Here is a 24226-nt window from a genome sequence, read left to right as displayed (position 1 = left end):
GCTTTGGCCGTTTTCCGTGAGTGTTCCCCTTATTTCGAACAATGGGGGAATAAATGATTCATGTGATTTCTGCCGCCAACCGGCACCTCTACGAGGACGTTCTCGAGCAACATTTCAGGGTGCGTCACGAGATTTTTGTCGAGGAGCGGAAATGGGAGGCGCTGCGCAAGCCCGATGGCCGCGAGGTCGATACCTACGACAATGAGGACGCGGTCTACCTGCTGGCGCTCGAAAATCGCCGGGTGCTCGGCGGCTCCCGCCTCTATCCTACCACCAAGCCGACGATGATGAGCGAGGTCTTCCCGCATCTCGCCGCGGTGCGCGGTTGCCCCTCCAACCCGCTGGTATGGGAGTGGTCACGTTTCTTCGTTTCGCGCGAGCGCCGCGACGGCGCGTTCAATTGGCAATTGATGGCAGCGGCGCAGGAGTTCTGTCTCGATCAGGGCATCGAGCGTCTCTCTCTTGTGATGGAGACCTGGTGGCTGCCGCGCTTCCACGAGATCGGATTCATCGTCACGCCGCTGGGATTGCCGGCGCTGGTCGAAGATTCCTGGACGATGGCGGCCACGATCGAGATCCGTCAGGAGTCGCTGGATGCCGTGTGTGACCGTATCGGGACGACAAACGTCGTCCAACAGGACGGTCCGCGTATCGATTGCATCGCCCTTGCCAACCTCTGCGGCCTCGCCGCCGCGCAACGAAAGAGCGCCTGAGATGTCGAACATGATGCGGGACAGCCAGATCATGGCGCAGATCAAAGACGAAAATCTCGGCTACATGTCCGACATGGCGCTCGAGCTCGCGCAGATGGCGGAAGACACCGGATTGGCGACGCTCGCCTATCTGTTCCGGATGGCGGCGCTGGAGGCCTCGACAGCCAATAGCGTGCTTGCCGAGCCGGATGACCTTCCCCGGCAGATGACGTCGCACTAGGGGTCTCCATCCATACGTTGCGACGAATTTCACACCCTCTCTCCGGGAACGGAGGGAGGGTGATCCGTTTGGGTGCGGCAGGTTGACCCATCCTGCGCGGCAGTCTTCTTGCAGGGCAAATTACAGGGCCAGGATCGATCGGATGCATCGGCATGCAACAAAGTGCATGTTGGGTGTCGAATCGCTCTTGCCTCGGAACGATACTGCCATTACCCATTTTTCCGCCTTGTACAGGCAGGGGGAGCTCTTTCACTGATGGCGACCGTGTTCGAACATCGGCGCGAACCTGCGTGCGCCTGAAAGAGTTTTGATGCTGCTCGTCGTCGAACAGTTCTTGAACGGTTTGCAGTTCGGCCTGCTGCTGTTCCTGCTCGCCGCCGGCCTGACGCTGGTGTTCGGGATCATGGATCTCGTCAACCTCGCGCACGGCTCGCTCTACATGATGGGCGCCTATTTCGCCGCGACCTTCGCAGCCTGGACCGGCAGCTTCCTGCTCGGCGCGCTTTTGGCGCTCGGCGCGACGCTCGTGCTCGGCATCGTGCTCGAGATGACCGCGCTGCGGCACCTCTACGGACGCGACCATCTCGACCACGTGCTCGCGACCTTCGGCCTGATCCTGTTCTTCAATGAAGCCGTGCGGCTGATCTGGGGCCCGGCCGGGCTTGCATTGCCGCTGCCGGCTTGGCTCACCGTGCCGGTGCCGATCCTGCCCGGCATTCACTATCCCGCCTATCGCCTCGCCATCATCGTCGTGGCGCTGCTGGTTGCGCTGTTGCTCTATCTCGGCGTGATGCGTACCCGCATCGGCATGCTGATCCGCGCCGGCGCCTCCAATCGCGAGATGATCGGCGCGCTCGGCATCAACATCAAGCTGCTCTACACCCTGGTGTTCGGCCTCGGTGCCGCGCTCGCTGGTCTTGCCGGGTTGATGCAGGCGCCGATCCTCACCGTGCAGATCGGCATGGGCGAGAACATCCTGATCCTTGCCTTCGTCATCATCGTGATCGGCGGTATCGGTTCGATCCGGGGCGCGTTCCTGGCCGCGATCTTCGTCGGCATGATCGACACGCTCGGCCGCGCCTTCCTGCCGAATTTGTTGCGGCAGGTGCTGAGCGGCGCTGCTGCTTCCACTGCCGCGCCCGCGCTGTCGTCCATGCTGATCTATCTGCTGATGGCGATCGTGCTGGTGGTGCGGCCGGAGGGGCTGTTTCCGGCCAACCGCCGATGAAGTCATTCACTGTGAGCAAGGCCGTCACGGCCCTGATGCTGGCGGGCCTCGTGCTGCTGCCGCTCTATTCGCAACTCTCCGGCAACATCTTCATCCTGACGCTGTTCACGCGCATCGTCATCCTGGCGCTGGCGGCCGCGAGCCTCAACCTCATCATGGGTTTTGGCGGCATGATGAGTTTTGGCCATGCCGCCTATCTCGGCATCGGCGGTTACGCGGTCGGCATGCTGGCGCAGGAAGGCGTGGGAAGCGGTTTCATCCAGTTTCCGGTCGCGCTCGCGGCCTCCGCGACTTACGCCGTCGTGATCGGCGCGCTCTCGCTTCGCACGCGTGGCGTTTACTTCATCATGATCACGCTCGCTTTCGCGCAGATGGCCTATTACGTCGCCTCGGGGCTGGCGCGTTACGGCGGCGATGACGGCCTCACCGTCTACAAGCGCAGCGACTTCTCCGGGCTGATCAACCTGTCGAACCGCACGCAGTTCTACTATCTCTGCCTCACCTGCCTGTTCGGCGTGGTCTTCCTGATCTGGCGCATTGTCAATTCGCGCTTTGGCCTCGTCCTGCAGGGCCTGCGCTCCAACGAGCAGCGCATGCAGGCGATCGGCTTTCCCTCGAAACGCTACCAGCTGGTCTGCTTCGTCATCTCCGGCATGATGTGCGGCCTTGCCGGCGCGCTGCTCGCCAACAACACCGATTTCGTCAACCCGGCCGCGATGTACTGGACCCGTTCCGGCGACCTTATGGTGATGGTGATCCTCGGGGGCATGGGCACGCTGTTCGGTCCGGTCATCGGCGCGGTGGTATATTTGCTGCTGGAAGAGTTCTTGTCGCAGCTCACCGAATATTGGGCGCTGATCATGGGCCCGCTGCTGCTGCTGATCGTGCTGTTCGGCCGCGGCGGCATCATGGGCCTGCTCGGGAGGCTCAACCGTGGCTGAGCCGCTGCTCCGTGTCGACAAGCTGGTGCGCCGCTTCGGCGGCATCGTTGCGACGGACAACGTCTCGCTCGACGTTGCGGCAGGCGAGCTGCATGCCATCATCGGCCCGAACGGCGCCGGCAAGACCACGCTGATCAGCCAGCTCACCGGGCATCTGGAGCCGCATTCCGGCAGCGTCTCGCTGGCGGGGCGCGACATCACCTATCTGCCAGCCTATCGCCGCTGCGCGCTGGGCCTGGCACGTTCGTTCCAGATCACCTCGCTGCTGCTCGATTTCACCGCCGCCGACAATGTCGCGCTCGCGGCGCAGGCGCATGCCGGCACCTCATTCCGATTCTTCGCCGATGCACGCAAGGAGAAGGGCCTGCGCGATGCCGCGCATGCCGCGCTCGACCGTGTCGGTCTCGCCCATCGTGCCGACGTCCTGGTGTCCAGGCTCAGCCATGGCGAGCGTCGCCAGATCGAGCTGGCGGTTGCGCTGGCAAGCAAGCCGAAACTTTTGCTGCTCGACGAGCCGATGGCGGGCCTCGGCGTCACCGAGTCCCAGCGCATGGTGCAGCTGCTCCAGGAGCTGCGCAAGGAGGTCTCGATCGTGCTGGTCGAGCACGACATGCCGGCGGTATTTGCGCTCGCCGACCGCATCTCCGTGCTGGTCTATGGCCGCGTCATCGCCTCCGGCGATCCGGCCGCGATCCGGGCGAACGAGGACGTCAAGCGCGCCTATCTCGGCGAGGCGCATGTGGTGGCGCACCATGTCTGAAAAAGGGATGGGTGACACGCTGCTCGAGGTCGACGGCATCGAGACCTGCTACGGCCTGTCCCAGGTGCTGTTCGGCTTGTCGCTGTCTGTCAAATCAGGCGAGATGGTCTCGCTGATGGGCCGCAACGGCATGGGCAAGACCACGACCATCCGCTCCATCATGGGCCTGACGCCGGCGCGCGCAGGCAGCATCCGCTTCGCAGGCTCGGAGGTGCGGACGCAACCGTCCTACAGGATCGCGCAACTCGGCGTCGGCCTCGTCCCCGAGGGGCGGCAGATCTTCCCGAATCTTACCGTGCGCGAAAACCTGGTCGCGGCCGCCGCCGATCGTTTCGACAGCAGCAATCCCTGGACGCTGGCGGCGATCTACGTGATGTTTCCGCGCCTGGCCGAGCGCGCCTCCAACATGGGCAACCAGCTCTCCGGCGGCGAGCAGCAGATGCTCGCGATCGGCCGCGCGTTGATGACCAATCCGAAGCTCCTCATCCTGGATGAAGCGACCGAAGGCCTGGCACCCCTGATCCGCGAAGAGATCTGGAGCTGCCTGTCGCTGCTCAAGAGCCGGGGACAATCGATCCTGGTCGTCGACAAGAACGTCGACCACCTTGCCCGCATCTGCGACCGCCACACCATCATCGAGCGCGGCAAGACGGTGTGGAGCGGCACCTCGGACGAGCTATTGGCAGAGCCGGATCTGCAGCACAAATATCTGGGGATTTGAGGCTCCGCTCTCTCCCGTCATTGCGAGCGTAGCGAAGCAATCCAGACTGTTTCTGATGTGACAGTCTGGATTGCTTCGTCGCAAGAGCTCCTCGCAATGACGGGAGAGAGCCGAGGTCAAAACACCTCGAAATATTCGCGGTGCTCCCAGTCGGTCACCTCGGACAGGAAGCGGTCGATCTCGGCGTTCTTGATGTGGGTGTAGTAGTCGACGAACTCAGCCCCGAGCTTTTCCCGGAAGAACGGATCGTCCTTCAGTGCGCTGACCGCATCGCGAAGCGACTTCGGCAAGAGCGGCGCCTTGGTTTCGTAGGGCGTGTCGGCCGACGGGCCGGGATCGAGCTTGCGGTCGACGCCGTCGAGGCCGGTCAGAATCTGCGAGGCCATGTAGAGATAGGGATTGGCGGCGGGCTCGCCGATGCGGTTTTCCAGGCGCGTGGCGGCATCGCCGGCGCCACCGAGCACGCGGATCATCACGCCGCGATTGTCGCGGCCCCAGATCGCGCGGTCCGGCGCCAACGAATAGGAGCGGTAGCGCTTGTAGCCATTGATGGTCGGGGTGGTGAACACGGTCGACGCGCGGGCGTGGTCGAGCAGGCCGGCAAGCCAAGCGCGGCCGAACGCGCTGAGCGGCTCGCCGCCGTCTTTGGCCATGAACTGGTTCTCGCCGCTCGCGCGTGAGACCACCGATTGGTGCAGATGCCAGCCGCTCGCGAACAGGTTCGGTAGCTTCGGCCGGCACATGAAGGTGGCGTGATAACCGTGGCGGTGCGCGATCTGCTTCACGGCGCTCCGAAACAGCACCATGTTGTCCGCGGGCTCCAGACCCTTCTTCGGGGCGAAGGTGAATTCGCACTGGCTCGGCCCAAACTCGACCTCGACCGAGCGCAAAGGCAATCCGAGCGCAACGATGTCACGCCGCAGGATTTCCAGCACCGGCTCCATCTGGTCGAAGCGCTGCTCGGTGAGATATTGATAGCCGTGGCTGAGCAGGCTCACCGAAGGCGGCGTGCCGGGCTGGCCGGCATCTTCCGGGCGCATATGCGGATCGTCGAGCTTGAAGATGTGGAATTCGACCTCGAGCCCCGCGACGAAATCGTGGCCGCGCGTGCCGAGCTCGTCGAGCGCCTTGCGATAGAGCCCGCGTGTCGCGAACGGCACGGGACGGCCGTCGTTGAAATAGAGGTCGCAGAGAACCCAGCCCGTGGTCGGCGCCCAGGGCAAAACGCGAAACGTCGTGGGATCGGCGACCATCAGCACGTCGGCCGCGCCCTCCATCTCCTTCATGCCGAAGCCGCCGCCCGACGTGAATACCGGAAACACCGTGCGGTGCGAGGTGTCCTTGGCGAGCATGGTGGTGGTGATGGAGCAGCCGCTTTCGAGCGAGGCGATCGCCTCGGCCGCGATGATGGTCTTGCCGCGCAAGATGCCGTGCTGGTCGGGGAAGGCGAGGCGGATGACCTCGAGGTTCTTCTCCTCGACGACGCGGCGCATGCGCGTCGCCGCGTCCCTCTGCTCATCCGACCACAGCGCATGACGCGCGACGAAAGTCACTTTTTCACTCCTCTATCCGTGAGAGGCGAAGCATGCGCTACATTCTCCGTCATTGCGAGCGAAGCGAAGCAATCCAGGATCCCTCCGCAGAGACAGTCTGGATTGCTTCGCTTCGCTCGCAATGACGAAGGAGGGACCTGCATTCTGCGCTACTCCGCCGCCGTCAGCCGATGCACGTTGTCCGCGATCTCCTTCGGTACCGGCGCCGTCCACGGCGCGCTGCGGCGGCGCTTGACGTCGACTTCCATCCAGTAGATCTCCCAGCCTCGGGTCGGCCCGATGCCGTCCATGGTCGCCGGGCCCTGGATCGAACGTGCGGTGGCCTCGTCGAGATGCAGCATTGGCTTCTCGCCGCCCGCGACCTTCTCGATCTCCTGCCGCAGCAGGCGGCGGTATTGCACGATTGCCTTGTCGCTCGTGCCGAGGTGCTCCCGGGTGCGGTCCTGGATCGCGCCCATCGATTCCACCGCCCACTGGTCGTGGACGTTGATGTCGGTGCCCATGCCGGTATAGGTCGCCGTCTGCTGCTCGTGCGGATCGAAACCGTAATCGTTGGTCCTGTTCTTGCGCGATTTGTAGTCCGGCAGCTCATAGAGCTCGAGCCGCTGGTCGCGCATCTTCTTCTTGTCCACGGCATTCGTGTAGCTGGTGAAGATCGCGTACCAGTAGCAGTTCTCGTCGTCGACCGGCACGTGCCACTGCGTGATCGTCATCTCCGTGCTCATGGGGATGACGAAGCCGTGCGGGAAGAGCTGGTTGGTGACGCGCACATGGGTGCGCTCCTCGTCGATCTCGCGCAGCGCGATCAACCGGAGGCCGTATTCGGTGTGCTCGACATTGATGATCGGACGATCGTATTCGCGCAAAATCTTCGTCATCGGCAGGTCGCTTCCCGCAGATGCGCCGCGGAACTGCTTGCCGTAAGCCGTCGAGGTGTCCTCGTCCTCGAAGAAGCGATGGAGGTAGGAGGCGTGCGCGGGATCGATGCCGACTTCGAGCGCCTGCAACCAGTTGCAGGCCATGTGCCCCTTGAATGCGAAGGTGTGCGTGCCGGGCGCGACGAAACAATCGAGCTCGGGAAATGCCGGCGGCTCGCCCTCGCCGAGATAAGCCCAGAGGATGCCGCTCTTCTCCACCACGGGATAAGAGCGCTGGCGGATGTTCTGGCAGAGCTTTGAGTCCTTCGGCTCCGCCGGCGTCTCGATGCATTGCCCAGTGGCGTCGAACAGCCAGCCATGGAAGGCGCAGCGCAGGCCGCCATGCTCGAGCCGTCCGAAGGCGAGATCGGCGCCGCGATGCGCGCAGTGCCGATCGATCAGGCCGTAACGCCCGGTCTCGTCGCGGAACAGCACCAGATTTTCGCCGAGCACTCTGACGGGACAGATCGGTCTATCGCCGTCGAGCTCATCCACCAGCGCCGCCGGCTGCCAGTAGCTCCGCATCAGCTTCCCGCACGGGTCCTTCGCACCGGTGCGGGTGATCAGGTCGTTCTGCTCCTGGCTCATCATGGCGACTGCATCCTTTGTGGAATGGCGTTTGTTCGCCTATTGAACGAATGGGCGAATTATGGCATGCCTTGATCCGGCAGCAAGCACTATTTTGCAGGAATGACCCGACACCATGCCCAAGCTGAAGCGAAGCGAGAGCGACGAACGCGCGACGGATTTCGTCGAGAGCCTCGATCGCGGGCTGCGCCTGCTGCAATGCTTCGGCACCACGGCCGGCCCGATGACGCTGAGCGATCTCGCCCGTGCCGCGGAGCTTCCACGCGCCACCGCGCGGCGCATGCTGTTCACGCTTCAGCGCGGCGGCTTCGTCAGCGGCGATGGCAAGCTGTTCTCACTGACGCCACATGTGCTGACGCTCGCCGCGTCCTATCTGCGGTCGAGCCAACTCGCCACGGTCCTGCAACCGGTGCTCGACCGCGCCGCGACAGCGGCCAACGAAATCTCCTCGCTCGCGGTGCTCGACGGCGATGAGGTCGTGTTCATCGCGCGTAGCAGTCCGGCGCGGATGTTTTCAGGTGGGCTGGACATCGGTTACCGCCTACCGGCCTTCTGCACCTCGGTGGGCCGCGTCATGCTCGGTCAGCTCGACGATGCCGAGCTTGCCGCGCGCCTGACGGCGACGGAGCGCGAAGCGCTGACACCGCAGACGGTAACCGATCCCAAGGCATTGCTCGCGCGCATCGTTGCCGACCGCGCGCAAGGTTACGCGCTGGTCGATCGCGAGGCCGAGCCGCATTTCCGCTCGATCTCGGTCCCCGTCCGCCGCTACGACGACGTGATCGTCGCTGCGATCAACATGGGCGCCCATGTCGACCGCGTGCCGGCGCACGAATTGATCGGTCGCTTCCTGCCATTGTTGCGTGACGGCGCGGAGGCGGTGCGGTCGCAACTGTTGTAGCCTGGCTACCGGTTGCGCATCCAGTCGGCGAGGCCGGACAACGCCTTGTCGAGGTCCTGCCGCGCCGCGGCGTCCACAACGGTCTCCTCGAGCGCCCCGCGCATGCAGAGCATCCACGCGTCGCGCTCGGCATCGCCGATGGCAAAGCCGATGTGGCGCTGGCGCAGCCGTGGATGGCCCTTCTCGACCGAGTAGAGTTTCGGGCCGCCAGTCCGCTCAGTGAGATAGCGCTTCAGCACATCCCTGATGAGGCCGAGGTCGTCCGCATGCATCGCGCGGATGATCCTCGCCTCCGGCAGCGTATCCATCCGCTCATAGAAGCGATCGACCAGTCGATCGATGGTGGCGCTACCACCGATCCGCTGGAACATGGAGATTGCAACGTCGCCGTCGGTCATGGGAGTTCAGACCTACAGCGCCACGCTGCGCAGCCCAAAGCTGCGCGCCTCGTTTTGCAGCACCGGCCGCACCGCATCGATCAGCCTTGCCGCGGCGGCATCGACGGACAGTCCCGCCGTGTCCACCACGGCCGTCGCGCGCGCATACAGCGGCTCGCGGCTCAAGAGGATGTTGCGCAACTCTGCCATAGCTGAGCGGTCGTCGGCCATCGGGCGCAAATCGCCCTGGCGGCGGACGCGGGCCATGTGCTCCTCGGGTTCGGCCTTCAGCCAGATCGTGTAGAACGACGACAGGATCTGGTCGAAGGTCAAGGGCTCCGAGACGATGCCGCCGCCGGTCGCGAGCACCATCAGCTCGTTGCGCGCGAGCAGCTGTTGCAGCGCCGCCTGCTCCATGCGGCGAAAGCCTTCCTGGCCGTAGAGCGCGATGATCTCGGCGACCGAGAGGCCGTTCTGCTGCTCGACCTCCTTGTTGAGCTCGACAAAACTCCAGCCGACCTTCTTCGCCAGCATCCGCCCAAGCGTCGATTTGCCGGCGCCGCGCAGGCCGATCAGCGCAATGCCGCAGAACGGCGCGCGCCGCGGCGCGGAGGCGCTGCCGCCCGCGAGCAGGTCCTTGGCTTGCGCGATCTGCGCCGGTGTCGCCTTGCGCAAGAGATCGCGAAACATCTGCCAGTCCGGGGTCGGATCGGCCGAGGGAAGCAGGTCTTCGAGATGCGCGCCCATCGCGTCAGAGACGCGGCGCAGCAGCACGATGGACACATTGCCCTTGCCGCTTTCGAGCTGCGCGATGTAGCGCTCCGATATTCCTGACACCTTGGCGAGCACCTTGCGCGACATGCCGCGTAGCGCGCGCATGTTGCGCACGCGCTGGCCGAGCTGTTCGAGAAATCGGGATTCGGCGTCGGGACTGTCAGTCATGGACTACGGATCATGGGCCTGCTTGAGCGGATGTCTTCTTTTAAAGAGGTCCTGCGGCGCGTATTAATGAAACATAGTGCCTGCTGGCATTGACAGCAAGCCGATGCGGTGTCTTTCTATGAATTATAATTCTAAATTCAGGGGAGAAGTCCGTGAGCGAGGGATCCTATAACGCGGTGACCTGGCTGCTCGACCGGAACGTCGATGAGGGACGCGGCAACAAGCTCGCCTTCGACGACACCGTCTCACGGCTCACTTATGGCGAGCTCCAGCGCGAAACGCGGCGCGCCGCCAACATGCTGCGCCGGCTCGGTGTCCGCCGCGAAGAGCGCGTGGCGATGATCATGCTGGATACGGTCGACTTCCCGATCGTGTTTCTGGGCGCGATCCGCGCCGGCATCGTGCCGGTACCGCTCAACACGCTGCTGACATCGGATCAATACGCCTACATCCTCGCAGACTGCCGCGCGCGCGTGCTGATCGTCTCGGAAGCGCTCTATCCCGTGATCAAGGACGTCGTCGGCCGCATGCCGGATCTCGAGCATGTCGTGGTCTCCGGCGCCAAGCAGAATGGCCACAAGCAGCTTGCCGAGGAGATTGCGGACGAGAGCGACCGGTTCACCACCGCTGCGACGCATCCGGATGAGCCGGCGTTCTGGCTCTACTCGTCAGGCTCGACCGGCATGCCCAAGGGCGTGCGCCACATCCATTCGAACATGCAGGCGACCGCGGACACTTATGCGAAGCAGGTGCTCGGCATCCGCGAGAACGACGTTTGTCTTTCCGCGGCAAAGCTGTTCTTCGCCTATGGCCTCGGCAACGCGTTGACCTTTCCAATGTCGGTCGGCGCCACCGTGGTGCTCAACAGCGAACGGCCGACGCCGGCGCGCATGTTCGACCTGATGAACCGCTATAATCCCTCGATCTTCTACGGCGTGCCAACCCTGTTCGCGGCGATGCTCAATGACGAGGCGATGCAGGGCGAGCGCGGCGGCGGCGCCTTGCGCATCTGCACCTCTGCCGGCGAGGCGCTGCCGGAATCGGTCGGCAACAACTGGAAATCGCGCTTCGGCGTCGACATTCTCGACGGCGTCGGCTCGACCGAGCTGTTGCACATCTTCCTGTCGAACGCGCCCGGCGACATCAAGTACGGCTGCTCCGGCAAGCCAGTGCCGGGCTACGCGGTGCGGCTCGTCAACGAGGCGGGACAGGATGTCGCCGACGGCGAGGTCGGCGAGCTCCTGGTCGATGCGCCCTCCGCCGGCGAGGGCTACTGGAACCAGCGCCACAAGAGCCGCCGCACGTTCGAGGGACCATGGACCCGCACCGGCGACAAATATGTCAGGGATGCCGAGGGCCGCTACACCTTCTGCGGCCGCGCCGACGACATGTTCAAGGTCTCCGGCATCTGGGTCTCGCCCTTCGAGGTCGAGAGCGCGCTGATTACGCATCCAGCCGTGCTGGAAGCCGCGGTCGTGCCCGAAGCCGATCCGGAAGGTCTGCTGAAGCCGAAGGCCTTCGTCGTGCTGCGCCCCGGCGCGACGACGACGGGCCTGCAGGAGATGCTCAAGGACCACGTCAAGCAGAAGATCGGCCCATGGAAATATCCGCGCTGGATCGACGTGGTGGACTCGCTGCCGAAGACGGCGACGGGCAAGATCCAGCGGTTCAAGCTCCGGGACGGGACGAATTGACAACAGGTCGTCATGGCCGGGCAAAAGTGCGAAGCGCGTCTTGAGCAAAGCGTCCCGGCCATCCACGCGCGACCGCGATTGAGGAGCGACGTGGATGCCCGGATCAAGCCCGGGCACAACGACGGAGAAGGACGGACGAAGAAATGACTCTTGCTCCCACCGGCTTCCTCAGCATCGGCAACGCCAGCCTCGAATACAAATGGCTGGCGCCGCAATCCGCGGATGCACCCACCATCGTCATGCTGCACGAAGGCCTCGGCTCCGTCGGGCTCTGGGGTGACTTCCCGGAAAAACTGCAGCAGGCAACCTCTGCCGGCATCTTTGCCTATTCGCGTGCAGGCTATGGCCAATCGAGCCCGGTCACGTTGCCGCGGCCGCTCGACTACATGCAGCGCGAGGCCCTGGACGTGCTGCCGAAGATCCTCGACGCGATCGGCTTCAGGCGCGGCCTGCTGCTCGGCCATTCCGACGGCGCGTCGATCGCGACGATCTATGCCGGCGCGCATCAGGATCATCGCCTGAACGGCCTCGTGCTGATCGCGCCGCATTTCATCGTCGAGGACATCTCGGTGAAGTCGATTGCGGACATCAAGATCACCTTCGAGACCACCGACCTGAAGGCAAAGCTCGCGCGCTGGCACAAGGACGTCGACAACGCCTTCTACGGCTGGAACGCCGCCTGGCTCGATCCGAAATTCCGCGACTGGGATATCTCGGAATATCTCGCCTATATCCGCGTCCCCGTCATGATCCTGCAGGGCGCGGACGACCAATATGGGACATTGCGTCAGGTCGAGATCGCGCAGCAAGAATGCTATTGCCCGGTCGATTTGAAAGTCATTTCAGGCGCGGCGCATTCTCCCCACCGCGAAGCTCCGGGACAGACGCTTGACGCGATTGAGCAATTTGCAGCAGCTTCGCTGCGCGAAGACATGAAACAAAATGCATGTTCGGTCGCTTAACGGGTAGACGCGCGCGAAAATGTGCATTATTGTGCATCTAACACGACAGCCAAAACGCGTAATCAAGCTCAAGGGTGGCCCATGGCCGGGGAAGATCGGCGCCTCGCAGGCGGCGCGACATTCATCGATTTCCAGACCGAGCCGTCCCGCTACCGGCACTGGAAGCTCGCGATCGACGGTGACGTCGCCACCCTGACCATGGACGTCGATGAGAACGGCGGCCTGTTCGAGGGCTATCTGCTCAAGCTCAATTCCTACGATCTCGGCGTCGACATCGAGCTTGCCGACGCGGTCCAGCGCCTGCGCTTCGAGCACCCCGAGGTGAAGGTCGTGGTGATGCGCTCGGCCAAGAACCGCGTGTTCTGCGCCGGCGCCAACATCCGCATGCTCGCGGGCTCGACGCATGCCCACAAGGTCAATTTCTGCAAGTTCACCAACGAGACCCGCAACGGCATGGAAGACTCGTCGGAGAATTCCGGCCAGCGCTTCATCACCGTCGTGAACGGCTCGGCCGCCGGCGGCGGCTATGAGCTCGCGCTCGCCACCGACTACATCATGCTCGCCGATGACGGCGCGTCCGCCGTCGCCTTGCCCGAAGTGCCGCTGCTCGCCGTGCTGCCGGGCACCGGCGGCCTCACGCGTGTGGTCGACAAGCGCAAGGTGCGCCGCGATCACGCCGATTTCTTCTGCACCATCGAAGAAGGCGTGAAGGGCAAGCGCGCCGTGCAATGGCGCCTGGTCGACGAGATCGCGCCGAACAGCAAGCTCGAAGGCAAGGTTGCCGAGCGCGCGAGGGAATTCGCCGACAGCTCGAAGCGCAAGGGCAGCGGCAAGGGCATCGCGCTGACGCCGCTCAAGCGCATCATCGATGAGACCAGCATCCGCTATGGCTTTGTCAGCGTCGACATCGACCGCGCGGCACGCATCGCCACGATCTCGATCAAGGCGCCTGAAGCCGCGCCGCCCGCTGACATCGACGGCATGATGGCGCAGGGTGTCGCGTTCTGGCCGCTCCAGGTCGCGCGCGAACTCGATGACGCCATCCTGCATCTGCGCATCAACGAGCTCGAGATCGCCATGCTGGTGTTCAAGAGCCATGGCGACCGCGCCCATGTGCTCGCTTGCGACGCCTTCCTCGAAGCCAACAAGGCGCAATGGCTGGTCAACGAAATCAGGCATTACTGGAAGCGCGTCTTGAAGCGCATCGACGTCACCTCGCGCACGCTGGTGACGCTGGTCGAGCCCGGCTCCTGCTTCGCCGGCACGCTCGCCGAGCTCGTCTTCGCCGCCGACCGCTCCTACATGCTGATCGGCACGCGTCAGGGTGACAACCGCCCGCCGCCGTCGATCGAACTGTCAGCGATGAATTTTGGTCCGTATCCGATGAGCCATGGCCTGACGCGGCTTCAGTCGCGCTTCCAGGCCGATCCAGCCGATGTGGAACGCGCGGAAGCCACGATGGGCACCGCTCTGGACGCCGAGCAGGCCGAAGAGCTCGGTCTCGTCACTTTCGCGCTCGACGACATCGACTGGGACGACGAGGTTCGCGTGTTTCTGGAGGAACGCGCCAGCTTCTCGCCCGACAGCCTCACCGGCATGGAAGCCAACCTGCGCTTCGTCGGCCCCGAGACGATGGAATCGAAAATCTTCTCGCGCCTCACCGCGTGGCAGAACTGGATCTTCCAGCGCCCGAACGCGGTCGGCGAGGAAGGCGCGCTGCGCCGCTACGGCAGCGGGCAGAAGCCGAAATTCGATATGACGCGAGTCTAGCGAGTGGGGAGTGGCGAAGGGCGAATAGGGATTTCCATTCGCTACTCGCCACTCGCCATTCGCACCCTTTAAACGAGTAAGTCCCCCACGGGAGGTCCTCCATGAACATCATGAACGTCGACTACTCGACCAAGATTCCGAACAACGTCAATCTGGCCGAAGACCGTCAGGTGCTCAAAGCGCTGGAAGGCTGGCATCCCGGCTACATGGACTGGTGGAAAGACATGGGGCCGGAAGGCTTCCAGGAATCGCTGGTGTACTTGCGCACCGCTTATTCGGTCGATCCGCGCGGCTGGGCCAAGTTCGACTACGTGCGGATGCCCGAGTATCGCTGGGGCATTCTCCTTGCTCCCCAGGAAGAGAACCGCGTCGTGCCGTTCGGCGAGCATTTTGGCGAACCGGCCTGGCAGGAAGTCCCGGGTGAATATCGCGCCATGCTGCGCCGTCTGATCGTGATCCAGGGCGACACCGAGCCTGCCTCCGTGGAGCAGCAGCGCCACCTCGGCAAGACCGCGCCCTCGCTATACGACATGCGCAACCTGTTCCAGGTCAATGTCGAGGAAGGCCGTCACCTCTGGGCGATGGTGTACCTGCTGCAAAAGTACTTTGGGCGCGACGGACGTGAAGAGGCCGACGATTTGTTGCGTCGCCGTTCGGGTGACGCCGACTCGCCGCGCATGCTGGGCGCCTTCAACGAGGCGACGCCGGACTGGCTGTCCTTCTTCATGTTCACCTATTTCACCGACCGCGACGGCAAGATGCAGCTGCACTCGCTGGCGCAGTCCGGCTTCGATCCCCTGTCGCGCACCTGCCGCTTCATGCTGACGGAAGAAGCGCACCACATGTTCGTCGGCGAGACCGGCATCACCCGAGTCGTGCAGCGCACCTGCGACGCGATGCGGGAAGCCGGCATCACCGATCCCACCGACATCGCGAAGGTCCGCGCGCTCGGCGTGATCGACCTGCCGACCATCCAGAAGAAGCTGAATCTGCACTATACGCTGTCGCTCGATCTGTTTGGCTCGGAAGTCTCGACCAACGCGGCGAACGCCTTCAACACCGGCATCAAGGGCCGCTATCACGAGACCCAGATCGACGACGATCATCAGCTCAAGAACGCGACCTATCCGGTGCTGAAGTTCATCGATGGCGAGATCAAGCTGGTGGACGAGCCGGCGCTGACCGCGCTCAACATGCGCCTGCGCGACGATTACAGCCAGGATTGCGTCAAGGGCATGCTGCGCTGGAACAAAGTGATCTCGACCTCCGGCTACCAGTTTCAGCTCAAGCTGCCCAACGTCGCCTTCCATCGCCATATCGGCGAGTTCAAGAGTATCCACGCGACGCCCGACGGCATTTTGATCGACGATGCCACCTGGGCTAAGCGCAAGGACGAATGGCTGCCATCGACCGCCGACGGCGACTTCATCACCTCGCTGATGCAGCCCGTCACTGAGACCGGCCAGTTCGCCTCCTGGATCTCGCCGCCGAAAGTCGGCATCGACAACAAGCCCGGCGATTTCGAGTATGTGAGGATCGAGTCGTAGGGGCTGCCAGCGAGGCGCGACGGCCGCGCGACATACTCACCTGTCGTCCCGGCCTAGTGCGCAATTGCGCATGAGGCCGGGACGACACTGGAGTGTGAGGTGAGGGCGTCGTGCTGACGCGCCCCCGCCTACCCCGCGATCTCCAGGCCCGCGTTCGCGTACACCACGCCGCCATCCACCGCGATGGTGTTGCCGACCACGTAGTCACCGGCGCGCGAGGCGAGATAGATCGCCACGCCGGCCATGTCCTCGTCGGTTCCGATCCGCCGCGCCGGAATGCGCTTGGCGACCTCGTCCGAATGGTCGCGCGCAGCCCGGTTCATGTCGGACTTGAACGCGCCGGGCGCGATCGCGGTGACGTTGATGTTGTCCTTGATCAGTCTCGTCGCCATGCGCCGCGTCAAATGGATCACCGCGGCCTTGCTCGCGGCATAGGAGTAGGTCTCGCCGGGATTGACGAAGATGCCGTCGACCGAGGCGATGTTGATGACCTTGGCGGGCCGCTCATGCGAAGCCGCCGCGCGCAGCGGCTTGGCCAGCGCCTTGGTCAGGAAGAACAGCGACTTGACGTTGAGGTCCATCACCTTGTCCCAGCCGCTTTCGGGGAATTCATCGAACTCCGCGCCCCAGGCAGCCCCGGCATTGTTGACGAGGATGTCGAGCTTCGGCTCCAGCTTGATGATTTCGCCAGCGAGCCTGTCGCAGCCGTCGACGGTCGAGATGTCGATCGGCAGTGCGATGCATTCTCCGTCATACTGTGCGGAGAGCTCGTTCGCGGTCGCCTCGCAAGGCCCGGCCTTGCGCGCGGTGATGTAGACCTTCGCGGCCCCTGCGCTGAGAAATCCCGCCGCGATCATCTTGCCGATGCCGCGCGAACCGCCGGTCACCAGCGCGACGCGGCCTTTGAGCGAGAACAGATCGTTGAACATGGTGCCTCCCTTGGTTTGCGCCGGTTGTGAGCGGGGTGGGGAGGGGAGTCAAGGAAGGCGCCGCATCATCGTCCTGGCTTTCGCCAGGACGACGTCTGAGTTCGGGCAGCGAAGACGGAGAGATTTAAGCCGCCGCGATCCTGCGGAAGCCGTTCCACATCGCGGTCGCGGCGCCCGAGGTCAGCACCGGCAGAATCCGCGTGTCCTGGTAATTGCCGTTGAGCGAGACCCGTGGCAGCGCGGTCATGTGGCCGGCGTTTTCGGCGAACAGCATGCCGGGTCGCGTCGTCACCGCGGTCTTGAAACCGGCGGATGCAGCGAGCACGAATTCACGCTCGCCCGCCGCCTCGCGATCGCCATAGGGATAGGCAAGATGCTGGACATTGCGGCCGAGTGCCTGCTCGATCCGGGCGCGGCTCACGGCCATCTCCTGCGTGGCGATCGCTTCGCTTTGCTTGGCGAGATTGCAATGGCTGACAGAATGCGCGCCGATCGTGACCAGGGGATCGGCGGCAAATGTCTTCACCTCGTCCCAGGACAGGCAGAGGCTGCGGCACAGCGCGGCCATGTCGACACCGTACTTCGTGCAGAGCGCCTCGATCTCGCGCTTGAGATCGTGCTCGCCGGGCAATGCGCGCAACCAGTCGTGCAGACGGTCGAACGCCGCCTGCTTGGCGGCTGGCGTCGTCGCATCGAGCCGCAGCGCGGCATTGCCGATCGTCACCTCGATCTGCTCGGCCTTGGCGATCACGGCTTCCAGCGCCTCCCACCACAGCCGACCCGTGCCCTCCGCGAAGTCGCTGGCGACATAGACCGCCAGAGGCGCGTAAAATTCGCGCAGAACCGGCAGCGCAAAATCGAGATTGTCGCGATAGCCATCGTCGAGCGTGAAGGCGGCGAAGCGGCGGTCGAACCGGCGCTGCACCAACCGCTCATGCAGCTCGTCCATGCTGACGATGTCGATCTCACGCGAGCGCAGATGGCACAGGGTCGCGCGCAGGAACTCGGGGGTGACTTCGAGATGCCGGTTCGGCTGAAACGCTGCGGCGCGGGCCGGCCGCACGTGATGCAGCATGAAAATGGCGCCGACGCCCGACAAAAGCGGGCGCAACAGGTGGTGGGCGCCGCTGAAATAGAGTGCTTCCAGCCCGGCGCGGATGAAGTTGTTACGAAGTTGTTTCATGACCCGCTGGCGGACTTTGGCATTCCGCCTTCAACTTACGGAAGAACCCTTGAAGAAAAAGTTATTCCAATTGTCCACGCCCGGCCTTCGGAAGGGCGTCATTTCCGGTTTGACAGCCTGCCAAGGGTTTGTTTTGTCTCCGGTTCCAGAGTTCGGGTCGTCGAATGCAGAAGCTTTTCAGGTGGGCCAGCAAATGGTGGCCGGGGCTCATCCCCCTGGCGGTCATGTGGGGATTTGCGGCCTGGAACAACACTTTGCCGGTCGAGGCAGACCTTTCCGCCCGCAGCTCGGCGGCGCTAAAGGATACCGTTCTGGACAAGACCCGGATCGCGGTGGACGGCCGCGACGTCAGCCTGGCTGCGGAGGCCTTTTCCGAGGAGGGTCGCCGCGACGCTGTTGTGGCGGTCGAGACCGTGCCCGGCGTGCGCCTGGTCGACGACCGGACCCGCCTCGTTCCCGAGGCAAAGCCCTTCGTCTGGAACGCCGAACGCGACGTGGTGCGGGTGACGTTGTCAGGCTCCGCGCCCCTGCCGTCGATGAAGGGCCGCCTGACCGAGGCCGCCCGCAAGGAGGTTGCCGGTACCGAGGTGGCCGATCAGATGGGTTTGGCCCGCGGCGCACCGCCGCGGTTCGAGGCGGCTGCGATGCTGCTGCTCGACCAGATCGGCAAGCTCAAGGACGGCAAGATCACGATCACAGACACCAAAGTCACGCTGTCGGGCATGGCGCGCGATCTCGGCGGCCGCGAAGCCGTCGCAGCGGCGCTGAAAAACCTGCCCGAGGGCTTTTCGATCGCCGCCAACGACGTCAAGGCGCCGCCTTACGTCTTCCAGGCCTACAAGGATCCGGTGGCCGCGACGGTGACGCTGACCGGCTATGTTCCCGACAACAATGTCCACGCCGCCATCGCCACCAGCGCGTCGCGGAAATTCTTCAACGAAAAGGTCGTCGACAATCTCAAGGCCAGCGTTGGCGCGCCCGGTGCCTTCAGCCCCGCCGTGGTCGCAGCGCTCGGCGCGCTGTCGCGACTGTCGACCGGTACGCTCGTCGTGTCCGACCGCGAGGTGAAGCTGTCGGGCGATGCGCTCTATGAAGGTGCCGCCAACGACATCCGCGCAGCCCTTGGCAAGGACTTTCCGAAAAACTGGCAATACAAGCCGGAAATCACGGTGAAACCCGCAGCCGGCCCGGTCGACGGCACCGTGTGCCAGCAATTGTTCTCCGAGCTCTTGGCCAAGGCCAAGATTCGCTTCGGGGCGAAGCGCGCCGACATCGATCCGGATTCCGCCGGCATTCTCGATCATCTGATCGAGACGGCATTGCGATGTCCCACCACCAATATCGAGGTCGCCGGGCATACCGATGCCGACGGCGAGGATTCCTTCAACCAGGCACTCTCGGAGAAGCGCGCGCAGGCGGTGATCGACTATCTGGTCAAGGCCGGCCTGCCTGCCAGCCGCTTCACCGCGGTCGGCTACGGCAGCACGCAGCCCGTCGCCGGCAACGACAGCGAAGACGCCAAGGCGCAGAACCGCCGCATCGAATTTCTGGTGAGGTGACGATGCCCTATCTCGTCTCGTTCCATCTGGGCTGGCTGATCGGCTCGCTGCTGCTCGGCTTCTGCATGGGCTGGATCTCGGTGGTCCAACGCGGCAACGGCACCTCGAAGGTGACCGCGCGCTGGCTCGCCGTGCTTGTTGCCGGCCTGGTCGCGGCCTCGCTCGCGCATGTGGTCCCCGGCCGCTTCGGCTACTGGCTCGACCTCGGCCTGACCATGTTCGCCTGCTACCTCGTCGGCGCCGCCATCGGCGCCTGGCTGCGCGACCGGGTGGTCGCGCGCAGCATGCCGCCGGCCTGAGTTCGAATCCGCTGGGCCTCAAACTCCGATAACTCATCGCTCGGCAGGTGAAACGCGAAGAGGCGTCGTGGGCGCTTGACATGCCGATCGCAGGCGAGCCCGCTGACGTTTATCAGGTGCTCCAGTCCGCGCATGCAGTGCTGGCCTCGTCGTCCTATCCAAAGCTCCTGTTCACCGGTGAGCCCGGAGCTCTGGTCGCACCGGAATTTGCCGAACGGTTCGCAGCCTCCCTGAAGCACTGCGCGCTGGTTCGTCTCGGCGCCGGCCTGCATTTCCTCCAGGAGGATCACCCCCAGGCGATCGGGCGCTCCGTCGCCGGCTGGATCGCGGGCATCGAGGCGGTGCGCCCGCAGCTTGCGGCCTGAGCAGAACGCTACCTCCGAACGACGTGCTCATCGCGGCCGCTGGCGGGCGGCCGCAATGACGTCTGTGATGTCGCAGTGCAACCGGATGATCGAGCGCGAGCCGTCGGCCACGTAATCGTGCGCGCCGCGGCGGCCGCGCGCGGCGTGACCCTCTTTCAACAGCGGAATCCCGCCCATAGATTGATTTCGACTTAAGCCGTGACGGAACATTGTACGGCCGAAATCATCAAAACTTCATGGCGTCTGCGCAGGATTGCCATGGAGATTCGCGTCAGGCTTGCCGCCGAAAGCGCCAAACCGTGCATCAGGAGCCCGCAACCTGCCTAAAACCTTGAAGCCACGACTTTTTGTTCGAATTGTCGAATTCCACTCCGCCCCAAAACGCGCTAGTGGAGGGGCAGGGGGCATGCGCGATGCCGGAGCCGCCGGCGAGGATTCGTCGGGTGCCTGCGTGTCGTCCGCCTGTTCGCCGGCCACCCTGGCCGCTGAAGCGTTGTTCGAGGTTTAGATGCTGGAAGCCATACGCAGGGCGATGTCGTTTCTGCGCCAGAAGCAAATCCTGCATAAGCTTGGAGTTGTGATCAGCGTCGCGGTCATCGGCATCGCTTGCTATGTGCTCTACCACATGCTGCGCGGCATCGATGTCAACGAAGTCCTCGAAGCGATCAAGAGCACCGAGCCGAGCCAGATTGCGATGGCGGCGCTGTTCGTCGCCGCGGGATATTTCACGCTGACCTTCTACGACCTGTTCGCCGTGCGCGCGATCGGCCACCCCCACGTGCCCTATCGGATCAACGCGCTCGCCGCCTTCACCAGCTATTCGATCGGCCACAATGTCGGCGCCAGCGTCTTCACCGGCGGCGCGGTGCGCTACCGCATCTATTCCGCCTACGGCCTGAACGCGATCGACGTCGCAAAAATCTGTTTCCTCGCCGGCCTGACCTTCTGGCTCGGTAATGCCGCGGTGCTGGGCCTCGGCATCTCCTATCATCCGGAGGCCGCGGCCTCGATCGACATGCTTCCGCCCTGGCTGAACCGGATGCTGGCGATGATGATCATCGTCGGACTGGTCGCTTACGTGGTCTGGGTCTGGACCCAGCCGCGGATGGTCGGCCGCGGGCCCTGGACCGTGATGCTGCCGGGCGGCCCGCTGACCCTGCTCCAGATCGCGATCGGCATCATTGATCTCGGCTTCTGCGCGCTCGCGATGTACGTGCTGGTCCCGGACGAGCCCAATCTCGGCTTCGTGGTGGTCGCGGTGATCTTCGTCTCGGCCACGCTGCTCGGCTTTGCCAGCCATTCGCCTGGAGGCCTTGGTGTGTTCGACGCGGCGATGCTGGTCGGGCTCTGGCAGATGGACCGGGAGGAGCTGCTGGGTGGGATGCTGCTGTTCCGCGTCCTCTATTATCTGTCCCCTTTCGTCATTTCTGTAATCTTGCTGACGTTTCGCGAAGTTATCATCGGCGCGCGATCGAAACGCCTGCAGCAGGCGGCGCTCAAGCTCGACCCCGGCCCCGCACCTGAAGCCGCTTACGTGAGAAAGCGCAGCGACAGCGGCGCCTGACCGGCGCAAAGTCCTTTGGAGAAGCCCGCCCCGATGGCGATCGACGCCCCATCTTCTCCCTCCTCCCAGCCCTGGTCCGACCGGCTGCGGCACTCGACCGTCATCCTGATCGCCGCGGCGCTGGCACTGTCGGTGGTGGTCTCGCTGGGCGAATTGTCGGCACTGCATGCGATTGCGGTGTTCGTCTGCATCGCGGCCGCCGCGCTGATCCCGTGGCGCCTGCACGATACCGCCGCCTCGCGCGAAGAGACCCGCCGCGTCAACCCGGTCGAGAGCGCGGCAGTCGCCGCGGTGGTCGCCGGCATGCCAGATCCCGCGGTGCTGCTCGATCGCGCCGGCCGCGTCATCCATCTCAACGCTGCGGCCGCCCAGCTCGCGCCGGCGCTGCGCCGGAATGAGCTCGCCCAGTTCGCGCTGCGCTCGCCCGAGATCATCACGGCCCTGCGCGAGTCGATCGCGACCACCGAGCCGCGGCGCGCGACCTATCTCGACCATGTCCCGGTCGATCGCTGGATGGAGCTGACCATCACGCCGGTGCCGGTGCCGACCACCTTCGGCGGCGCCGACAAATGCATGCTGATGACCTTCCACGACCAGACGCCGCTGCGCCGGGTCGAGGAGATGCGGGCCGATTTCGTCGCCAATGCCAGTCACGAGCTGCGCACACCGCTGGCCGCGCTGTCCGGCTTCATCGACACGCTCCAGGGCCAGGCCAAGGACGATCCCAAGGCGCGCGAGCGCTTCCTCGGCATCATGCACAACCAGGCCACCCGGATGGCGCGTCTGATCGACGATCTGCTGTCGCTGTCGCGGGTGGAGCTGTCGGCCCATGTGCGGCCCGACACCCTGGTCGACCTGCTGCCGATCATCTTGCAGGTCGCCGACGGGCTCGAGCCGCTGGCCCGGGAACGCCAGGTCGAGGTCGAGACCCAGCTGCCTGAGACCCCGGTGCTGATCGCGGGCGACCGTGAGGAGCTGCTCCGCCTGTTCGAGAATTTGATCGAGAACGCGCTCAAATACGGCGCCTCGGGCGGTCGTGTCATCGTGTCGCTGACGTCCAGTTCCGCCCCTGATGGAACTCAGGAAATCCGGGTCTTGGTCCGGGATTTCGGCCCCGGCATCGCGCCGGAACATTTGCCGCGGCTGACGGAGCGGTTCTACCGGGTCGATGTCGGCGACAGCCGCTCGCAGGGCGGCACCGGCCTCGGATTATCGCTGGTGAAACATATTCTTAACCGCCATCGCGGCCGGCTTTTGATCGAAAGCGTGCCCAAGCAGGGCGCCACTTTCGCTGCCTGTTTCCCCCAGGGCAAGCCTGCGGCTCTGAGCTAAATTCCAGCGATTTCAGCTGCTTAACACTGTCATCCGACTGTCACCAAACCTTCGTAAAAGCTCAGCTGTCCGCTCCTAAAGGGGCGGCACGGGGAGCGCGATCGGGCGCGGATGGCGCTTCGCTCCCCTGTATGGAGACCAGCATGAATTTCCTCAAAACACTCGTCGCTGCTGGCATGGTCGCCGCATCGACGACGGCGGCCTTTGCTGCCGACATCACCGGTGCCGGTGCGACGTTCCCGTTCCCGATCTATTCCAAATGGGCCGATGCCTACAAGAAGGAGACCGGCAACGGTCTGAACTACCAGTCGATCGGCTCCGGCGGCGGCATCAAGCAGATCCAGGCCAAGACCGTTACCTTCGGCGCGAGCGACGCGCCGCTCAAGGCCGAGCAGCTCGAGAAGGACGGCCTCGTCCAGTGGCCGATGGTGATGGGTGCCATCGTTCCCGTGGTCAACATCGAGGGCGTGAAGCCCGGTGAGATGGTGTTCGACGGCGAGACGCTGGCCAGCATCTATCTCGGCAAGATCACCAAGTGGGACGACGCCGCGATCAAGAAGCTGAACCCGAACGTGAAGCTGCCCTCGGAGGCCATCACCGTGGTCCGCCGTTCGGACGGTTCGGGCACCACCTTCAACTTCACCAACTACCTCGCCAAGGCCAGCGCGGACTGGAAGAGCAAGGTCGGTGAGGGTACCGCCGTCGAGTGGCCGGTTGGCGTCGGCGCCAAGGGCAACGAAGGCGTGTCCGGCAACATCAGCCAGACCAAGAACTCGATCGGCTATGTCGAGTACGCCTATGCCAAGCAGAACAAGCTGACCTACACCGGTCTCGTCAACAAGGCCGGCAAGCCGGTGCAGCCCACCGTCGAAGCGTTCCAGGCGGCCGCCGCCAACGCCGACTGGGCCAAGGCTCCCGGCTACTACGTCATCCTGACCGACCAGCCCGGCGAGAAGTCCTGGCCGATCACGGCGGCGACCTTCATCCTCATGCACAAGGACGCCACCGACAAGGCGGCCTCGCAGGAAGCCATCAAGTTCTTCCGCTGGGCCTTCAAGAGCGGCGGCAAGGCGGCTGAAGAGCTCGACTACATCCCGATGCCGGATCCGGTCGTTCAGCTGATCGAGAAGACCTGGGCTGCCGACATCAAGAGCTAGGCTC

23 protein-coding genes and 1 pseudogene are annotated in these 24226 nt (G+C 64.2%); 17 read left to right on the top strand and 7 right to left on the bottom strand.

Features of this window, described 5'->3' with window-relative positions:
• Nucleotides 1–53: 53 nt before the first annotated feature.
• The 6 genes from IVB45_RS35250 to IVB45_RS35225 all read left to right on the top strand — a co-directional run bounded on the left by IVB45_RS35250 (nt 54) and on the right by IVB45_RS35225 (nt 4583).
• Nucleotides 54–713, top strand: coding sequence for an acyl-homoserine-lactone synthase (locus IVB45_RS35250; protein WP_247357593.1), 660 nt, complete (start codon nt 54–56; stop codon nt 711–713).
• Nucleotide 714: 1 nt separating this feature from the next.
• A complete protein-coding gene (locus IVB45_RS35245; protein ID WP_027514447.1) occupies nt 715–933 on the top strand; it encodes a hypothetical protein in 219 nt (72 codons plus the stop codon).
• Nucleotides 934–1243: 310 nt separating this feature from the next.
• On the top strand, nt 1244–2161 hold the full coding sequence (locus IVB45_RS35240) for a branched-chain amino acid ABC transporter permease (RefSeq protein ID WP_007615745.1): 918 nt from the start codon (nt 1244–1246) through the stop codon (nt 2159–2161).
• Nucleotides 2158–3102, top strand: coding sequence for a branched-chain amino acid ABC transporter permease (locus IVB45_RS35235; protein ID WP_247357594.1), 945 nt, complete (start codon nt 2158–2160; stop codon nt 3100–3102). Before IVB45_RS35240 ends, IVB45_RS35235 begins: the two co-directional genes overlap by 4 nt.
• A complete protein-coding gene (locus tag IVB45_RS35230) occupies nt 3095–3862 on the top strand; it encodes an ABC transporter ATP-binding protein (protein WP_247357595.1) in 768 nt (255 codons plus the stop codon). The genes IVB45_RS35235 and IVB45_RS35230 overlap by 8 nt, the downstream gene beginning before the upstream one ends.
• Entirely contained in the window at nt 3855–4583 is a 729-nt protein-coding gene (locus tag IVB45_RS35225; RefSeq protein WP_035961051.1) for an ABC transporter ATP-binding protein, read from the top strand. The genes IVB45_RS35230 and IVB45_RS35225 overlap by 8 nt, the downstream gene beginning before the upstream one ends.
• 116 nt (nt 4584–4699) lie before the next feature.
• Here the strand turns inward: IVB45_RS35225 and IVB45_RS35220 are convergent, their stop codons facing one another.
• Nucleotides 4700–6136: a glutamine synthetase family protein gene (locus tag IVB45_RS35220; protein ID WP_247357596.1), complete on the bottom strand. Its 1437-nt coding sequence runs from the start codon at nt 6134–6136 to the stop codon at nt 4700–4702.
• Between the two features lie 149 nt (nt 6137–6285).
• Complete coding sequence (locus IVB45_RS35215; protein ID WP_247357597.1) at nt 6286–7644, bottom strand: aromatic ring-hydroxylating dioxygenase subunit alpha; 1359 nt, start codon at nt 7642–7644, stop codon at nt 6286–6288.
• Nucleotides 7645–7756: 112 nt separating this feature from the next.
• On the opposite strand from IVB45_RS35215, the gene IVB45_RS35210 reads away from it, so the two are divergent.
• Nucleotides 7757–8542 (top strand): IclR family transcriptional regulator C-terminal domain-containing protein, encoded by a 786-nt coding sequence (locus IVB45_RS35210; RefSeq protein ID WP_247357598.1) that lies wholly within the window; start codon nt 7757–7759, stop codon nt 8540–8542.
• Between the two features lie 5 nt (nt 8543–8547).
• Here IVB45_RS35210 and IVB45_RS35205 read toward each other — a convergent pair whose 3' ends face one another.
• Nucleotides 8548–8940 (bottom strand): group II truncated hemoglobin, encoded by a 393-nt coding sequence (locus IVB45_RS35205; protein WP_247357599.1) that lies wholly within the window; start codon nt 8938–8940, stop codon nt 8548–8550.
• Nucleotides 8941–8952: 12 nt separating this feature from the next.
• The gene (locus IVB45_RS35200; protein WP_247357600.1) at nt 8953–9861 is read right to left on the bottom strand and encodes a helix-turn-helix transcriptional regulator; all 909 of its coding nucleotides are present in this window, start codon (nt 9859–9861) and stop codon (nt 8953–8955) included.
• A 152-nt stretch (nt 9862–10013) separates the two neighbouring features.
• On the opposite strand from IVB45_RS35200, the gene IVB45_RS35195 reads away from it, so the two are divergent.
• From IVB45_RS35195 to boxB, 4 genes are all read left to right on the top strand, one after another.
• Nucleotides 10014–11555, top strand: coding sequence for a benzoate-CoA ligase family protein (locus tag IVB45_RS35195; protein ID WP_247357601.1), 1542 nt, complete (start codon nt 10014–10016; stop codon nt 11553–11555).
• 143 nt (nt 11556–11698) lie between these two features.
• A complete protein-coding gene (locus IVB45_RS35190) occupies nt 11699–12517 on the top strand; it encodes an alpha/beta hydrolase (protein ID WP_247357602.1) in 819 nt (272 codons plus the stop codon).
• 81 nt (nt 12518–12598) lie between these two features.
• Nucleotides 12599–14287 carry a 2,3-epoxybenzoyl-CoA dihydrolase gene (boxC, locus tag IVB45_RS35185; protein ID WP_247357603.1) on the top strand — a complete coding sequence of 563 codons (1689 nt, stop codon included), beginning with the start codon at nt 12599–12601 and terminating at the stop codon, nt 14285–14287.
• A gap of 110 nt (nt 14288–14397) precedes the next feature.
• Complete coding sequence (gene boxB / locus IVB45_RS35180; protein WP_247358105.1) at nt 14398–15834, top strand: benzoyl-CoA 2,3-epoxidase subunit BoxB; 1437 nt, start codon at nt 14398–14400, stop codon at nt 15832–15834.
• Nucleotides 15835–15962: 128 nt separating this feature from the next.
• Here the strand turns inward: boxB and IVB45_RS35175 are convergent, their stop codons facing one another.
• Nucleotides 15963–16763, bottom strand: coding sequence for an SDR family oxidoreductase (locus tag IVB45_RS35175; protein WP_247357604.1), 801 nt, complete (start codon nt 16761–16763; stop codon nt 15963–15965).
• A gap of 124 nt (nt 16764–16887) precedes the next feature.
• Nucleotides 16888–17946, bottom strand: a complete 1059-nt coding sequence (locus IVB45_RS35170; RefSeq protein WP_247357605.1) for a polysaccharide deacetylase family protein — start codon at nt 17944–17946, stop codon at nt 16888–16890.
• A 164-nt stretch (nt 17947–18110) separates the two neighbouring features.
• Between IVB45_RS35170 and IVB45_RS35165 the strand changes: the two genes are divergently transcribed.
• The 3 genes and pseudogenes from IVB45_RS35165 to IVB45_RS35155 all read left to right on the top strand — a co-directional run.
• Complete coding sequence (locus tag IVB45_RS35165) at nt 18111–19505, top strand: OmpA family protein (protein ID WP_247357606.1); 1395 nt, start codon at nt 18111–18113, stop codon at nt 19503–19505.
• Nucleotides 19506–19507: 2 nt separating this feature from the next.
• The gene (locus tag IVB45_RS35160; RefSeq protein ID WP_247357607.1) at nt 19508–19804 is read left to right on the top strand and encodes a hypothetical protein; all 297 of its coding nucleotides are present in this window, start codon (nt 19508–19510) and stop codon (nt 19802–19804) included.
• 77 nt (nt 19805–19881) lie between these two features.
• Nucleotides 19882–20169: pseudogene (locus tag IVB45_RS35155) on the top strand (haloalkane dehalogenase); the annotation flags it as partial.
• A gap of 27 nt (nt 20170–20196) precedes the next feature.
• Here the strand turns inward: IVB45_RS35155 and IVB45_RS38960 are convergent.
• Complete coding sequence (locus IVB45_RS38960) at nt 20197–20328, bottom strand: hypothetical protein (protein ID WP_256469457.1); 132 nt, start codon at nt 20326–20328, stop codon at nt 20197–20199.
• A gap of 349 nt (nt 20329–20677) precedes the next feature.
• Here IVB45_RS38960 and IVB45_RS35150 point away from each other — a divergent pair, with 349 nt between their 5' ends.
• The 3 genes from IVB45_RS35150 to pstS all read left to right on the top strand — a co-directional run bounded on the left by IVB45_RS35150 (nt 20678) and on the right by pstS (nt 24222).
• Nucleotides 20678–21733, top strand: coding sequence for a lysylphosphatidylglycerol synthase domain-containing protein (locus IVB45_RS35150; RefSeq protein WP_018456061.1), 1056 nt, complete (start codon nt 20678–20680; stop codon nt 21731–21733).
• Between the two features lie 33 nt (nt 21734–21766).
• Nucleotides 21767–23065 (top strand): ATP-binding protein, encoded by a 1299-nt coding sequence (locus IVB45_RS35145; protein WP_247357609.1) that lies wholly within the window; start codon nt 21767–21769, stop codon nt 23063–23065.
• A gap of 143 nt (nt 23066–23208) precedes the next feature.
• Complete coding sequence (gene pstS / locus IVB45_RS35140) at nt 23209–24222, top strand: phosphate ABC transporter substrate-binding protein PstS (protein ID WP_106941486.1); 1014 nt, start codon at nt 23209–23211, stop codon at nt 24220–24222.
• The last annotated feature ends 4 nt before the right edge of the window (nt 24223–24226 follow it).

This window comes from Bradyrhizobium sp. 4, assembly GCF_023100905.1.
Taxonomy (GTDB): Bacteria; Pseudomonadota; Alphaproteobacteria; order Rhizobiales; family Xanthobacteraceae; genus Bradyrhizobium.
This window is presented reverse-complemented; position numbering and strand designations above follow the sequence as displayed.